Source organism: Streptomyces sp. SD31 (assembly GCF_052068475.1).
GTDB lineage: Bacteria > Actinomycetota > Actinomycetes > Streptomycetales > Streptomycetaceae > Streptomyces.
Genome location: NZ_JBQHCX010000033.1, coordinates 1 through 14,323, shown reverse-complemented (window position 1 = coordinate 14,323; position 14,323 = coordinate 1). Strand labels below are relative to the sequence as shown.

Here is a 14,323-nt window from a genome sequence, read left to right as displayed (position 1 = left end):
AGGTGCGCCACGGCTGGCAGTCGCAGGCGGGCCGAGGCCGACAGGGCACGTCGGCCTCACGGGTGCCCAGGCCCGCAGCTTGGGAAGCTGCGATCATCTGCTGTCCATCCTTGCGCTGACCTGCTGGGCCGGTCGAGGTACGGGCGTCGTCAGGAGCAGCTGCCTTACCCGTGGTTCCCCTCTGTTTCCCGCCCGATCTGGTGCGGTTGTGGTTCAACCTGCTGCCAGTAGTCGCCCGCAAGCTGCGGAGCGTTGGGGCGGTCTGCCAGGCAGTACGACGTGCCTTCATCGTCTTCATCTGTCAGCGCCCCGCCAGCTCTCCAGCCTCGGCGGCTGCACGCACCCGATCCGCCTCGACGGCCACCGCACCGAGTACGACGTGAACACCCGCACCGGCGAGATCGGCAACGTCCTCCACCGCCTCGACTCCTCGACCCTCCCCGCTGGCCACCTCCTCGTCCGCTGCAACAACCGCCGAACGACCCGTTGCGCGGCCTGCGCCGAGGTCTACCGCCGCGACACCTTCCACCTGATCACCTCTGGCCTGCGTGGCGGCAAGGGCACTCCCGAACGCGTCGCCGCCCACCCCCGCGTCTTCGCCACCTTCACCGCACCGAGCTTCGGCCCGGTCCACAACCGCCCCACCGGCCCGGCCGGTTCAGTCCGCCGATGCCGCTGCGGCACCCTCCACGACCAGGACGACGACGCACTCGGCACCCCGCTCGACCCCGACACCTACGACTACGAAGCCGCGGTCCTCTGGAACGCCCACGCCGGTTCGCTCTGGCGCCGTTTCTCGACGTACCTGCGCCGTGAGGTCGCCAAGCGCGCCGGCCTCACACAACGCGCCTTCCGCCAGCACGCCCGGGTGTCCTTCGCCAAGGTCGCCGAGTACCAGAAGCGCGGCGCCGTCCACTTCCACGCCGTCATCCGCATCGACGGCCCGGAGGGCGGCGAGACTCCACCTCCCGCTTGGGCCACCGCCGAGCTGCTCACCGATGCCATCAGCACCGCCGCTGCCCACGTACGCGTGGACGGCCCAGTCATCGACGGTCGGCCGCACACCTTCACCTTCGGCCGCCAACTCGACGTACGCACCATCCACAGCGCCGACTTCGACGGCGGCCAGGAGCTCACCGAACGGGCCGTCGCCGCGTACATCGCGAAGTACGCCACCAAGGGTGCCGAGACCGCCACGGGAGCTCTCGATCGCCCACTCAAGTTTCCTCGCCGAACTCGCCCAGCTCGACATCAGCGACCACGCTCGCCGCCTGATCCGGACTGCTTGGACCCTCGGCGCACGCAAGGACCTCGAACACCTTCGCCTGCGGGCCTGGGCTCACATGCTCGGCTTCCGCGGTCATTTCTCCACCAAGTCCCGCCGCTACTCGACCACCCTCGGGGCTCTCCGCGACGCACGCGCCGAATGGCGCCGCGCCCAAGCCGCAGCAAGCGCCGAGACAGACCCGGACACGACCCTCGTTCTCGCGCACTGGGTCTTCGCCGGAACGGGCCTTTCCTCCGCCGAAGCCTGGCTTGCCGCGTCCCTCGAACCCGCCCTCGGAACAGAAGGAGAACCGACGCATGCGTGACGACGAGCTGCTGACCGTGACTGACGTCATGGCGCGACTCAAGCTCGGTCGACGGTCTACGACCTGATCCGCTCCCGTCGGCTCCCCTCGATCACCATCGGCCGGTGCCGCCGTATCCCCGCGCGGGCCCTCAGCGACTACATCACCAACGAAATGGAGGCGGCAGCCTGATGGCCGGCCAACGCAAGCGCAACCCGAACGGCGCGGGCACGATCACCAAGCGCAAGGACGGTCGCTTTCAGTGCGCGGTCTACGTGCTCCAACCGGACGGCACCCGTGCCCGCAGGTTCGCCTACGGCAAGACCTAGCAGGAGTGCGACACCAAGCGCCGGGAACTACTCGCCAAGGTCGACCAGGGCGTACCCGTGCCCACTCGTTCGGCCAAGCTTTCCGAGTGGCTGCCGTACTGGCTGGACAACGTCATCAAGCCGCGACGGAAGCTCAGCACGTACGACAAGTACGAGACGCACGTCCGCCTCTACCTGGTGCCCCTGCTCGGGGCCAAGCGACTCGAATCCCTCGGTGTCGCTGAAGTGCGCCGCTTCCTCGTCCGCCTGGAGAAGGAGACGACTGCGGCAACGGCCAAGGAATCGCACCGAGTTCTACGCTCGGCGCTGTCCTCCGCCTGCCGCGAGGAACTGATCACGCGCAACGTCGCCAAGCTCGTCGAGCCGCCACGCACCGACAACCGAGAGCTGAAGCCCTGGACCCTCGACGAGACGCTCGACTTCCTCGCGGCCTCCCGCAAGGACCCTCTCTACGCGGCCTTCGTGCTCGCCATCGCCATGGGCCTGCGGCGGGGAGAGATCGTCGGTCTCCGCTGGTCTGACCTCGACCTCGACAATCGCGTCCTCTACGTCCGCCAGCAGACCCAGCGCCGCCGTGGCGTCCTCTACGACGACGATCCGAAGAGCCGCCGTCGCCGTGCCGTCCCGCTGCCCGCCCTCTGCCTCGCGCCCCTCCGCTGGCACCGGATGCGGCAGGCCGCTGCCCGAGCCAAGGCGGGGGAGAGGTGGCAGGAGTCGGCCTACGTCTTCACCACCCGGACCGGCCGTCCGGTCGAGCCTCGCAACGTCTACCGCTCATTCACACGCGTCGCCCAGTCCGCTAGCCTCCGCGTCATCCGGCTGCACGATGCCCGGCACGGCACGGCCACCCTCCTCACGGCGGCCGGAGTCGCGCCCCGAGTCGTGATGGAGATCCTCGGACACAGCCAGATCAGCATCACCATGGACGTCTACACCCACGTCGTCCAGGAGACGCAGCGCGAAGCCATGAGCCACATGGACCGGCTGCTCAGGAGGCGCCCCGGTCGTCAGTGACCGCCGTCGTTGATGTCAGCTGTAGATGTCAAAGGGGCCTCACCTACCAAATTTGGTAGGTGAGGCCCCTTTGAGCTGGTGCCCCCGGCAGGATTCGAACCTGCGACACCCGCTTTAGGAGAGCGGTGCTCTATCCCCTGAGCTACGAAGGCAAGGCAGAAGGTGCCCTGACAGCGTAGCGGATCCGTCCCTCGGGGTTCGCCCCGGTTGGCGGTGATCGGCGGTGTGCCTCGTCGATCTTCGTCGATCTTCTTCGATCTGCCCCGAGGCGCGCTTGACCTCAAGCGAACTTGAGATTTTACGTTGCTTGCGCGGGCCCACCCAGGGCCGAATTGCGGACTCTCCCGACCACCCGGAATCGAGGCACCCCCATGTCCCAGTCCCCGCGCACCCTCACCCCCCACCCCCCACTCAAGATCGGCGTCCTCATCGGCAGCGTCCGCCCCGGCCGTTTCGCCGACAAGGTCTCCCGTTGGTTCGTCTCCGAGGTCGGGCGGCGTGACGACATGGAGACGCATGTCATCGACCTGTCCGAACCTGCCCTCGCCGATGAACTCAAGCTGACCCTGGAGCGGTCGGCCACCCAGGACGACGCCCCGACGTTGGCCGAGCGCATCGGTGGGCTCGACGGGTTCGTCGTCGTCACGCCCGAGTACAACCATGGGTACCCCGCGGCGCTGAAGCTGGCCATCGACTACGTCTACCGGGAGTGGCGGGCCAAGCCGGTCGGCTTCGTCTCCTACGGCGGTATGGCCGGCGGACAGCGGGCGGTGGAGCAGCTGCGGCAGGTCTTCGCCGAGCTGCACGCCGTCACCCTGCGCGACACGGTCAGCTTCCACATGGCCTGGGAGCGGTTCGACGACGAGGGGCGGCCGTACGACCAGGACGGCACCGCCAAGGCCGCCGCCGTACTGCTGGACCAGCTCGCCTGGTGGGGGCTGACCTTGCGCGAGGGCCGTGCCGTCAGGCCGTACGACGGCTGAATCTCAGAAGCGAACCCAAACACAAACCTCAAACGCAAACACAAACTTCAAACACAAACCTCAAAAACAAATCTCGAAAACAAAGGGGTCAGGACACCGCCACCCGAGCGAACCGCCCCGCCACCCGCAGATCCCCCTCCACCTGCGCCGCCGTCTCCAGCAGCTCCGGCAGCACCTCCCGCACGCACTCCTCCACCGAACGTCGCGCCGCATGCATCGCCACGTTCACCGCGGCGACCACCCGGCCCGTCCGGTCGCGCACCGGTACCGCCACCGATCGCAGGCCCTCCTCCAACTCCTCGTCGACCAGGGCGTATCCGCGCTCGCGGACGTCCTCCAGCACCGTAGCGAGAGTCGATGGGTCCGTGATCGTACGAGGGGTCAGCGGGTGCAGCTCGGTCAGGGCGGCAGCCAACTGCCCTTCCCGGGGCCGGGCATCCGCCAGCAACACCCTGCCCAGGGACGTCGCATACGCGGGCAGCCGCGTGCCGAGGGTGATGTTGACGCTCATCACGCGGCTGGTGGCGGCCCGGGCCGTGTACTGGATCTCCTCGCCCGACGGCGTCAGCACCGCCAGTGACGCCGACTCGTGGACGCGTTCGGCGAGTTCGGCCAGATGCGGGGTCGCGATCTGGGACAGGGACGTGCGGGACAGGGGCGGGTAGCCCAGCGACAGTACGCGCGGGGTCAGCGTGAAGCTGCGGTTCCCCGACTGGCGTACCAGGCCCAGATGCTCGTATGTGATCAGTGCCCTGCGTGCCGTGGCCCGTGCCAGGCCCGTCGCGCGGGCCACGTCCGTGAGCGTCAGCTCCGCCCGGCCCTCGCCGAAGGCGGTCAGTACGGTCAGCCCGCGCGCCAGCGACTCGACGAACTCCCGGCCCAGTTCCTGCTTGGAGGCACCCGTCCAGATCGCCAGACCCGCCGGTGCCGCCCCGGGCTTCGGCTGCGGTGCCTCGCGCAGCTCGTGCTCCATCTTCGTCACCGCCGCCCGCAGGCGGGGGAGGAGCGTGTCGCGCAGGTTCGCGGCGGTGTGGCGGCTCGTGTGGCTGACCACGCTCGCCACGCAGGCGATACGGCCGCCCGCGCGGGGATCCCGTACCGGTACGGACACGGCCACCAGACCCGGCTCGATCAACTGGTCGTCCAGCGCCCAGCCGTCCTTGCGTGCCCGCTCCGCCCGGCGTTCGAAGTCCTCGTCGGGCGAGGCGTGTTCCCGGGGCGGTACGGCGGGGAAGCCACGGTCCTGCGGGTCCGCCGCCCGGCGCTCGCGCCAGGCGTGCCACTCCGCGTCCGTCCACTGGGTCGCGAACAGCGGGCCCGGCGCGGTGCGTTCGGCCGGGAGCAGGTCGCCGATGCGGAAGCTGAGGGACATCGCGCGGCGGCGGGTCGCCTGGTGGATGAAGCGGATGCCGTCACGGTCGCCGACCGCCAGCGACACCGACTCGTCCAACTCGTCGGCGAGCGCGTCCGCGTGGGAGGAGAGGAGGGCCGGCAGGCCCAGGGCGGCCAGGTAGGAGTTGCCCAGTTCCATCACGCGGGGCGCCAGGACGACATCGCGGCCGTCGATACGGACGTACCCCATGCGCGCGAGCGTGGACGCGATCCGGTCCACCGTGGAGCGGGCCAGCCCGGTGGCCCGCTCCAGCCCGCTCGCGCTCAGCGTCCCGCCGGCCTCCGTCAGCTGCCGCAGCACCGCGACGCCACGGATCAACGGCGTCACCGCCTCCGCCGGTACGGCGGGGGCGGCGTCCATGGTCGTCTTCGCGGGCATCGGCTCTCCGTACAGCGGTCGCAGCAGGCTCTCACCGTAATGCGACCCACGCGCGCGTACGCCGACGTGGACCCACACGCGCGTACGACGCCCCCGAGCCGTGTGCCCGCATGCCCGGATGCCCCACCCCCGCCGTCCCTCCACCCCTACCCCCGCCGTCCCTCCACCCCTGCCTCCGCCGTCCCTCCACCCCTACCCCCGCGACACCCGCACCCGATACTCACCCCCCACATCCGCCCCCACCACCGCGATCCGCACCCCCCGCTTCGTATCCCGGAATTCCTCCCCCAGCACGAACGTCGCGTCCGACAGCTCGGCGTGGACGTTCGGGCTGCGCGTGCAGCCGCCGCTGTCCTCGTGGGAGTCGTGGACCTTCACCGGGCCCATCCCGGTGTCCACGTCCGCGTCGACCTTGTAGATCAGGACGCCGGGGCGGCACACGGTCTCGTCGTTGCCCTCGCGGGTGCGCAGTTCTACGGCGTAGCCGCTGCGGCGGTTCAGCGGTACGAACACCAGCTTCGGGCCGCCCTCGAGGGCCAGCGGGGTCAGGGCGTACTCGGACGTCCCGGCGTCGGCCGCGCACCGCACCTGTGCCGCGTCCAGCCAGCCCAGCTTCCACTTGTGCCAGCCGAGCAGGTCGTTGTTGGCCCCCCAGTCCTCGCTCATGATGTCCCAGTGGCCGACCGCGCCCCCGCCCTCGGCGGTGTACAGGTCGGGCAGGCCGAAGACGTGGCCGTTCTCGTGGGGGAGGACCCGGTAACCGGTGCGGTGGTAGGTGCCGGAGCCGTCGTCCTGGCGGGAGTAGACGAAGGAGGCGTTGGCCACCGAGACACCGTCGGCGACCGGGGCCTCCATGTTGCCGGCGAAGGACACCGACAGGACCGTGTCCAGGGCCGAGGGGCCGGCGTTCGGCGTCACCAGCACGTTCAGGAAGTCGTACGACCGGAAGTCCACCTTGGGGTCGGCCGCGGCCACGATGTCCTGGACCAGCTGCCGGTAGCCGGGGTCGAAGGGCGCGCCGCGCTCTATGCCGTACGCCCGGAAGGACTTGGGCATGCGCAGCCAGTCACGGATCGGGGTCCGGGGGTGGTAGTCGAGGCGGCCGTAGGAGCTGGTGCGGAACCACTCCTGGGTCTTCGGGAAGAACTCCGCGAAACGGTCGAGCGCGCGGCCGGGACCGGGCGCGTCGGGGAAGTCGACCATCAGGGTGAGGGCGCGGACGGTGCCGGTGGAGCGGGCGTAGCCGCGCGCTGTCGGTATGCCCTCCGACATCTGGACCGTGGGGCGGCCGCTGATCATGCAGGGCCCGAGGGGGGAGGAGCGGGCTGGCGCGATCGGGCCCGCGCCGGTGGCCGTCGGGGCGCCCGCCGTGAGGTGCCCGGTACCTGCCGAGGTGCTGACCGCCAGGGTCAGGGCGGTCACGGAGGCGAGGGCGGCCACACGACGGGGGCGTATCCGACGGCTCGGCTGCATGCACGGGCCCTTCCGTCCACGGCAGCCCGCCCGACCGCGTGCTGCACCCTCTCGATCACCCTGTGTCGAGGGGTGCGCGGGCGCGCGCTGGAAGAGACCGAACGTGGGTTCTTGGAACCGAGCGCTTGTGATTCAGGTCACATGAACTTTTCCGGGAGGCGGGAAATAACCGGGGAGGTCTTCCCCGTTTAGCCATGTGTCCGAGCGAAACGGGGACACCTTCCCCGGATCGCCTCCCACTGGAACTCATTCCACCGGAACTCAGGAGTACGCCGTGCAGACCGCGACCCCCGTAGCGCGCAAGGCGACCCGGCCGCGCGCCGACGCCCTGCGCAACCGGGAGCGGATCGTCACCGCCGCCCGGGAGATGTTCGTCGAGTTCGGCCCCGATGTGCCGCTCGACGAGATCGCCCGCCGGGCCGGCGTCGGCAACGCCACGGTGTACCGCAACTTCCCCGACCGCGACGCGCTGGTCCGTGAGGTCGTCTGCTCCGTCATGGACCGTACGGTGGCGGCGGTCGAACTGGCGCTCGCGCAGACCGGGGACGCCTTCGAGGCTCTGGAGCGGTTCGTGCACGCCGCCGCCGACGAGCGGATCAGCGCGCTGTGCCCGATGGTCCAGAGCACCTTCGACAAGCACCACCCGGACCTGGAAGCAGCACGAGAGCGGTTCGAGCAGCTCGTCAACGAGGTCATGGAGCGCGCCAGGGCGGCCGGCCAACTCCGCTCCGACGTGGAGGTCGGTGACGTGATGGTCGCCGTGGCCCAGCTCAGCCGGCCCCCGGCCGGAACCGGGTGCCAGAGCGTCGACCGCTTCGTCCACCGCCATCTGCAGTTGTTCCTGGACGGACTGCGGGCCCCGGCCCGTTCGGTCCTGCCGGGCACGGCGATGACCATGGAGGACCTGCGCCAGGCCTGACCGAACAGTTCAGAGCGCGACAGCAGTCACTAATCAGCAGCAGTCACTAGTCAGCAGCAGTCACTACCCGGCAGAAGTCACTACCCGGCAGAAGTCACACCGGCAAGAGTCACCACACCGAATCTCACCGGCCGTCACAGCCGACGAGCCGTCCCCTTACCTTTCACTTTTTCCGTCACGAAGTCCCGAAGTGGGTACCCCCATGTCTGAAACGGCCGCAAAGGCCCCCGGCAGCACCCTCGGTGCTGTGGATCCCAACCGCTGGAAAGCGCTGGTCTTCATCGCGCTGGCCCAGCTCATGGTCGTCCTCGACGCGACCATCGTGAACATCGCCCTGCCCTCCGCCCAGCAGGACCTGGGCATCTCGGACGGCAACCGGCAGTGGGTCGTCACGGCCTACGCGCTCGCCTTCGGCGGTCTGCTGCTGTTCGGCGGCCGGATAGCCGACCTGTGGGGCCGCAAGAACGCCTTCGTGGTGGGTCTGATCGGCTTCGCCGCGGCCTCCGCGCTGGGCGGCGCGGCCACCAACGAGGCGATGATGTTCGGCTCCCGCGCGCTGCAGGGTGTCTTCGGCGCACTGCTCGCGCCCGCCGCGCTCTCTCTGCTCGCCGTGATGTTCACGGACGCCAAGGAGCGCGCCAAGGCGTTCGGTATCTACGGGGCGATCGCCGGTGGCGGCGGCGCCGTCGGCTTCATCCTCGGCGGTGTACTGACCGAGTACCTGGACTGGCGCTGGACGTTCTTCGTCAACATCCCGTTCGCGATCGTCGCGGCCCTCGGCGCGTACTTCGTCATCCGTGAGCCGGAGGGCGCCCGCAACCGCAACCCGCTCGACATCCCCGGCGTCCTGCTGTCCACCCTGGGCCTGGTCGCGCTGGTCTACGGCTTCACCCGCGCCGAGTCCGACGGCTGGGGCGACTCAGTGACCGTGGGCATGTTCGTCGCCTCCGCGGTCCTGCTGCTCGCCTTCGTCGTCACCGAGGCCAAGGTCAAGGCCCCGCTGCTGCCGCTGCGCGTGGTCACCGACCGCAACCGCGGCGGGATCTACCTCTCGCTCGGTATCGCGATCATCGCGATGTTCGGCACGTTCCTGTTCCTGACGTACTACCTGCAGATCGTGAAGGGCTACTCGCCGATCAAGACCGGCTTCGCCTTCATGCCGATGATCGTCGGCATGATGGTCGGCTCGACCCAGATCGGCACCCGTCTGATGACCCGCCTGCCGGCCCGCATGCTGATGGGCCCCGGCTTCCTGGTCGCCGCGGTCGGCATGCTGCTGATGACCCAGCTGGAGATCGGCTCGTCGTACGCCTCGATCATCCTGCCGGCGATGCTGCTGCTCGGTCTCGGCATGGGTACGGCGTTCATGCCGGCCATGTCCCTGGCCACCCTGGGCGTCGAGCCCCGGGACGCCGGTGTCGCCTCCGCGATGGTCAACACCTCGCAGCAGGTGGGCGGCGCGATCGGTACGGCCCTGCTGAACACGATCGCCGCCTCGGCGACCACGTCGTACATCGCCGACCACATCGGCTCCGCGAGCTCCCGCTCCCAGCAGCAGCTGGTCCAGCTGGAGGGCATGGTGCACGGCTACACCAACGCGATCTGGTTCGCCGTCGGCATGCTGGTGCTCGCCGCGGTGATCGTCGTGACCTTCGTCAACGCCGGCCGCCCGGACGGTACGACGGTGGCGTCCTCCGAGGAGGGCATGGAGGACGAGGTACGGGTGCCGGTCGTCGCGCACTGAGGCCGACGACGACCGTACGGCAGTACCCCTTCGGGACCAGGCGTACGTACGGGGATGGGGACGCTCCGTACGTACGACCCCCAGGACCTGCCCCGGCTCGCTGCTGAATGAGCGGTTCAGCGGAGCCAGGGCAGGTCCGCACCCGCTTCGCTGGGCTGCAGGCCCTCGGCGACGATCCGCATGATCTCGCCGAGGGCCTTCTGCTGTTCGGTGGTGAGCCGGTCGAACACCGCCTGGCGCACGGCCTCCACATGACCCGGTGCGGTCTCCCGCAGCACCTCCATGCCCGCGTCGGTCAGGACCGCGAACTGGCCCCGCTTGTCGTCGGGGCAGTCCTCGCGCCGGACCCAGCCGTTCTTCTCCAGCCGGGCGACGGCGTGTGAGAGACGGGAACGGGTGATCTTCGCGAACATCGCCAGCTCGGTCATCCGCAGCCGGCGGCGCGGGGACTCGGCGAGCTTGACCAGCAGGCCGTAGTAGACGTGCGGCATCCCCGCGTCCCGCTGGAGCTGGCGGTCCAGATGGTCCTCGAGCAGGGTGGTCGCGTCGATGTAGGAGCGCCAGACACGCTGCTCGTCGTCGGTGAGCCAGCGCGGTTCCGCCGCGGATGCGGATGCGGGCGAGGGTGGTGCGGAGGTTGATGCCGTATTCATGTACTCCACTGTACGAGAGCTCTCCTTGAAGTTTTAACTACTGCGGCGTACCGTCTTGTGAGCAGGGAAGCTTTAGATTTGAAGCAAATAACGCTTCAGGTCTACGAAGGGAGTCGCCGCCATGTCCGCCGCCACGCAGGAGCGCATGCCCGCTCTCTATCTCAGCCACGGCGCCCCGCCCCTCGCGGACGACCCGATCTGGCCCGGCGAGCTCGCCGCCTGGTCCGCCGGGCTGCCGCGCCCCAAGGCGATCCTCATGGTCTCCGCCCACTGGGAGGAGGCCCCGCTCGCCATCGGTGCCACCGAGACCGTTCCTCTCGTCTACGACTTCTGGGGATTTCCCGAGCACTACTACAAGGTGACGTACGCGGCCCCCGGCGCGCCCGAACTCGCCGAGTCCGTACGGAAACTGCTGCGCGCCCCCGGCACGCCCGTGCAGGACATCCCCGACCGCGGCCTCGACCACGGCGCCTACGTTCCGCTCGTCGAGATGTACCCCGAGGCGGACATCCCCGTCCTGCAGGTCTCCATGCCGACCCTCGATCCGGTGAGGCTCATGGAGATCGGCCGCAAGCTGGCGCCGCTGCGCGACGAGGGCGTACTGATCGTCGGCTCCGGCTTCTTCACCCACAACCTCGCCGCCCTGCGGCAGAGCGGCATCCCCGCCTGGTCCGTGGAGTTCGACGACTGGGGCCGCCGGGCACTGGAGGGCGGCGACTGGGACGCCCTGCTGGACTTCCTCCACAAGTCGCCGGCCGGCCGCTACGCCCACCCGCGCACCGAGCACTTCGCCCCGCTGTTCGTGACGATGGGCGCGGCGGACGCGGCCGGTGAGCCGGCGGCGCAGAAGTCGGTGATCGACGGGTTCTGGATGGGGTTGGCGAAGCGGTCGGTGCAGTTCGGCTGAAGGTCTCCCCGTCGGCTGAAGGTCTCCCCGTCGGCGGGAACCTCCCCGTCGGCGGGAACCTCCCTGCCGCCGGGGCTCAGAGCTCCTTCTCGTACCAGGCGACGTCCCAGTACCGGCCGAACTTGCGGCCCACCTCGCGGTATGTGCCGACGTGCCGGAAGCCGAACCGCTCGTGCAGACGCGTGGACGCCTCGTTCGGCAGGGCGATCCCGGCGTAGGCGCGGTGCAGGTCCTCGTCTGCCAGCGCTTCGAAGAGGGCCTTGTAGAGGAGGGTGCCGACGCCACGCCGGCCGACGTCCGGAGCGAGGTAGATCGTGACCTCGACGGAGGTCTCGTAGGCGGGCTTCGCCCGGAAGGCGCTGGATGTGGCGTAGCCAAGAATCCGCTGTGAGTCGTCCCCGAGCCCGCCCTCCTCGGCAACCATCAGCCGGTGCGGGCCGTCTTCAGGGTGGGAGAGCAGCCAAGGGCGGCGCTCTTCCGGCGTGAAAACCGCAGTATCGAATGTGATGGGCGTCTCACGTACATAGTGGTTGTAGATACCGGTGAGGGCTTCGAGGTCACTCTCGACTCCCGGCCTGACCTGCACCTCTGTACGTTCCGGCGGCATCGTGCCTCCTCGTGTGGCCGGACAGGGTACTGCAAGATCAGAAAAATATGAGGGCGGGTTGGGAATTCTGTCCTGATTCCAGTCGTTGTTTCCATCGAACGGCGGGCACTCGAGAAGAGTCCCAAGCGTTCAAGAACCACCCGCCAGCCCACATCGCAAGGGAGCACGCATGGCAACCCGTGCCGTCGCCCGTCGTCAGTCCGCCACTGGCGGGACCGACGCGGCAAGCAGTGTTCGCGCCCATGGCGGCGAGATCGCGGACCGCGACCTGGTCGGCATGTACCTCGACGAGATCGCACGCACGCCGCTGCTCGACGCTGCAAAAGAGGTCGAGCTGTCGCAGATCATCGAGGCGGGTGTGTTCGCAAGGCAGGTCCTCGACGGGTACGAGGAGGCCAGGGCGGACGCCACCCGTGAAGAACTCGAGTCCCTGGTGGCCGAGGGCGAGCGGGCCAAGGACATCTTCATCCGCTCCAACCTCCGCCTGGTCGTCGCGGTGGCCCGCCGCTACCCGCGCAGCGGCCTGCCCCTCCTCGACCTGATCCAGGAGGGCAACGCCGGCCTGGTGCGCGCGGTGGAGAAGTTCGACTACCGCAAGGGCTTCAAGTTCTCGACGTACGCGACCTGGTGGATCCGCCAGGCCATCACGCGCTCGATAGCCGACCAGTCCCGCACCATCCGCCTCCCCGTCCACCTGGTGGAGGAGCTGGGCCGCATCCGCCGCGTCCAGCGCGAGTTCAACCGCGAGCACGGCCGTGACCCGGAGCCCGCGGAGATCGCCGCCGAGCTCGGCTCGAACCCGGACCGTGTGATCGACGTCCTGGACTGGGCCCGCGACCCCGTCTCGCTGAACATGGCGGTCGACGACGAGGGCGAGACCCAGTTCGGCGACCTCCTGGAGGACACCTCCGCGGTCTCCCCCGAGCAGTCGGTCCTCACCCTCCTGCGCAGCGAGGAACTGGACGACCTGATCGGCCGCCTCGACCAGCGCACGGCGTCCATCATCAAGATGCGGTACGGCATCGAGGACGGCCGCGAGCGCACCCTGACCGAGGTGGGCAAGGAGCACGGCCTGACGCGCGAGCGCATCCGCCAGATCGAGAAGCACGCCCTGCTGGAGTTGAAGAAGCTGGCCCGCAGCACCGGCTTCGACGCGGCCGCATAGCCTCTCCGGCCGACGGGGCGGGGGCGTACGATCCGTGCCGCCGCGTACGCCGGGTGGCCAAAGACCGCGCAAACATGGCGATGTAACGCCGCTTCAATGCACGAGCCACCGGGAACAAGACAACCGGGTACGGGAGTTCGGGCCCTGAGGCGACCGCCCTCGGGCCCCCGGACAAAGACCACGGAGCCCCACCGGCCGAGCACCACGACCACCCACAGACCAAGTCCCGACGCACTCCCCCCGGCGCCGGGACTTTCCCCGAGCCGGGCTTCGGCGCCCATCCCCCCTGGGTGCCGGGGCCCGGCTCTCTCCGGGCACGGGTGGGTCACCCCGTACCTGAACCACGGGGTGACCCACCCGAATGGCAGATTGTGTCACACAGGCATAGCCTGCCGAACGTGAGCAGCCCCACCCCCGCACACGCCCCGTCCCTCACGGAGCGACGCAAGGCAGCGACCCGCATGGAGATCGCCCGCGCCGCGGCCGCCCTCTTCGTGAAGCAGGGCCTACGGGCCACCCGAGCCGAGGACATCGCCCAGGCCGCCGGCATAGCGCCGCGCACCTTCTACCGCTACTTCGCCACCAAGGAGGAGGCGGTGGCCCCGCTCTACGCGGCCGGCGCCGACCGCTGGGCAGAGGCAGTCCGCACGGCCCCACCCGAACTGCCCGTCCCTCAAGCCCTGGAACACGCGGCCCACCACACCCTCACCCCGGGCGCCGGAGTCTCCGCCCCCTCCTGGGAGTGGATCCGCACCCTGGTCCGCCTGGCCGACACGAGCCCCGCCCTGCGCAAGGTATGGGCGGAGGTATGCCACGAGGCGGAGACAACGCTGGCGGCGGTACTGACAAACAGGGCGAACAAGGGCGACGACAACGTTGCCGCCCCCACCCCCGACCTCCGCTTCGCCGCCGCCGTAGCCGCCGCCTCCGTACGCGTGGCCGTGGAAACCTGGGCAGCGGGAGACGCCCCCGCACAGGGCCCCCAGGGCCCAGCCGCGCTGGCGATGCGCAATTTGGCGGCGCTGAGGAACTTCCCGTGGGACGACATGGCCGTACACCCGGCGTGAAGTAGTGCAGTGGGACCACGGGCCCGCAGTCGCGTACGGCGGGAAGGGGACGTGCCGGGGGGTGTCCGCCCGCAGAGTCCGGTGTCAAGAAACGGCACCTCTCGCGCAAGGCCCACCACC

General features: G+C 69.6%; 10 protein-coding genes, 1 tRNA gene and 3 pseudogenes. 9 read left to right on the top strand and 5 right to left on the bottom strand.

Translation table 11 applies throughout. The annotated features are described in order from the left end of the window. The first annotated feature begins 298 nt into the window (after nucleotides 1-298). The 3 pseudogenes from ACTMVF_RS41880 to ACTMVF_RS41870 all read left to right on the top strand — a co-directional run bounded on the left by ACTMVF_RS41880 (nucleotide 299) and on the right by ACTMVF_RS41870 (nucleotide 2,914). A pseudogene (locus ACTMVF_RS41880) lies at nucleotides 299-1,592 on the top strand (replication initiator). Further along, nucleotides 1,585-1,763 (top strand): annotated as a pseudogene (locus tag ACTMVF_RS41875) (helix-turn-helix domain-containing protein). Before ACTMVF_RS41880 ends, ACTMVF_RS41875 begins: the two co-directional pseudogenes overlap by 8 nt. Beyond that, nucleotides 1,763-2,914, top strand: a pseudogene (locus ACTMVF_RS41870) (tyrosine-type recombinase/integrase). Before ACTMVF_RS41875 ends, ACTMVF_RS41870 begins: the two co-directional pseudogenes overlap by 1 nt. Before the next feature lie 76 nt (nucleotides 2,915-2,990). Here the strand turns inward: ACTMVF_RS41870 and ACTMVF_RS41865 are convergent. Next, a tRNA-Arg gene (locus ACTMVF_RS41865) sits at nucleotides 2,991-3,066 on the bottom strand. Nucleotides 3,067-3,285: 219 nt separating this feature from the next. Between ACTMVF_RS41865 and ACTMVF_RS41860 the strand changes: the two genes are divergently transcribed. After that, nucleotides 3,286-3,897, top strand: a complete 612-nt coding sequence (locus tag ACTMVF_RS41860) for an NADPH-dependent FMN reductase (RefSeq protein ID WP_441276345.1) — start codon at nucleotides 3,286-3,288, stop codon at nucleotides 3,895-3,897. An 88-nt stretch (nucleotides 3,898-3,985) separates the two neighbouring features. On the opposite strand, the gene ACTMVF_RS41855 is transcribed toward ACTMVF_RS41860, so the two are convergent. Both ACTMVF_RS41855 and ACTMVF_RS41850 read right to left on the bottom strand, forming a co-directional pair. Then, on the bottom strand, nucleotides 3,986-5,668 hold the full coding sequence (locus ACTMVF_RS41855) for an IclR family transcriptional regulator domain-containing protein (protein ID WP_441276344.1): 1,683 nt from the start codon (nucleotides 5,666-5,668) through the stop codon (nucleotides 3,986-3,988). A 192-nt stretch (nucleotides 5,669-5,860) separates the two neighbouring features. Next, nucleotides 5,861-7,141 (bottom strand): M6 family metalloprotease domain-containing protein, encoded by a 1,281-nt coding sequence (locus ACTMVF_RS41850; RefSeq protein WP_441276343.1) that lies wholly within the window; start codon nucleotides 7,139-7,141, stop codon nucleotides 5,861-5,863. Nucleotides 7,142-7,415: 274 nt separating this feature from the next. On the opposite strand from ACTMVF_RS41850, the gene ACTMVF_RS41845 reads away from it, so the two are divergent. Then, complete coding sequence (locus ACTMVF_RS41845) at nucleotides 7,416-8,060, top strand: TetR/AcrR family transcriptional regulator (RefSeq protein WP_441276342.1); 645 nt, start codon at nucleotides 7,416-7,418, stop codon at nucleotides 8,058-8,060. Nucleotides 8,061-8,262: 202 nt separating this feature from the next. After that, nucleotides 8,263-9,804 (top strand): MFS transporter, encoded by a 1,542-nt coding sequence (locus ACTMVF_RS41840; RefSeq protein WP_441276341.1) that lies wholly within the window; start codon nucleotides 8,263-8,265, stop codon nucleotides 9,802-9,804. Between the two features lie 116 nt (nucleotides 9,805-9,920). Here ACTMVF_RS41840 and ACTMVF_RS41835 read toward each other — a convergent pair whose 3' ends face one another. Then, the gene (locus ACTMVF_RS41835; protein WP_441276340.1) at nucleotides 9,921-10,457 is read right to left on the bottom strand and encodes a MarR family winged helix-turn-helix transcriptional regulator; all 537 of its coding nucleotides are present in this window, start codon (nucleotides 10,455-10,457) and stop codon (nucleotides 9,921-9,923) included. 121 nt (nucleotides 10,458-10,578) lie between these two features. Between ACTMVF_RS41835 and ACTMVF_RS41830 the strand changes: the two genes are divergently transcribed. Beyond that, entirely contained in the window at nucleotides 10,579-11,364 is a 786-nt protein-coding gene (locus ACTMVF_RS41830) for a dioxygenase family protein (RefSeq protein WP_441276339.1), read from the top strand. Nucleotides 11,365-11,440: 76 nt separating this feature from the next. On the opposite strand, the gene ACTMVF_RS41825 is transcribed toward ACTMVF_RS41830, so the two are convergent. After that, nucleotides 11,441-11,971 (bottom strand): N-acetyltransferase family protein, encoded by a 531-nt coding sequence (locus tag ACTMVF_RS41825; RefSeq protein ID WP_441276338.1) that lies wholly within the window; start codon nucleotides 11,969-11,971, stop codon nucleotides 11,441-11,443. A gap of 169 nt (nucleotides 11,972-12,140) precedes the next feature. Here ACTMVF_RS41825 and ACTMVF_RS41820 point away from each other — a divergent pair, with 169 nt between their 5' ends. Further along, the gene (locus ACTMVF_RS41820) at nucleotides 12,141-13,136 is read left to right on the top strand and encodes a sigma-70 family RNA polymerase sigma factor (protein WP_441276337.1); all 996 of its coding nucleotides are present in this window, start codon (nucleotides 12,141-12,143) and stop codon (nucleotides 13,134-13,136) included. A 461-nt stretch (nucleotides 13,137-13,597) separates the two neighbouring features. Further along, entirely contained in the window at nucleotides 13,598-14,203 is a 606-nt protein-coding gene (locus ACTMVF_RS41815; protein WP_441276356.1) for a TetR/AcrR family transcriptional regulator, read from the top strand. Nucleotides 14,204-14,323 lie beyond the last annotated feature (120 nt).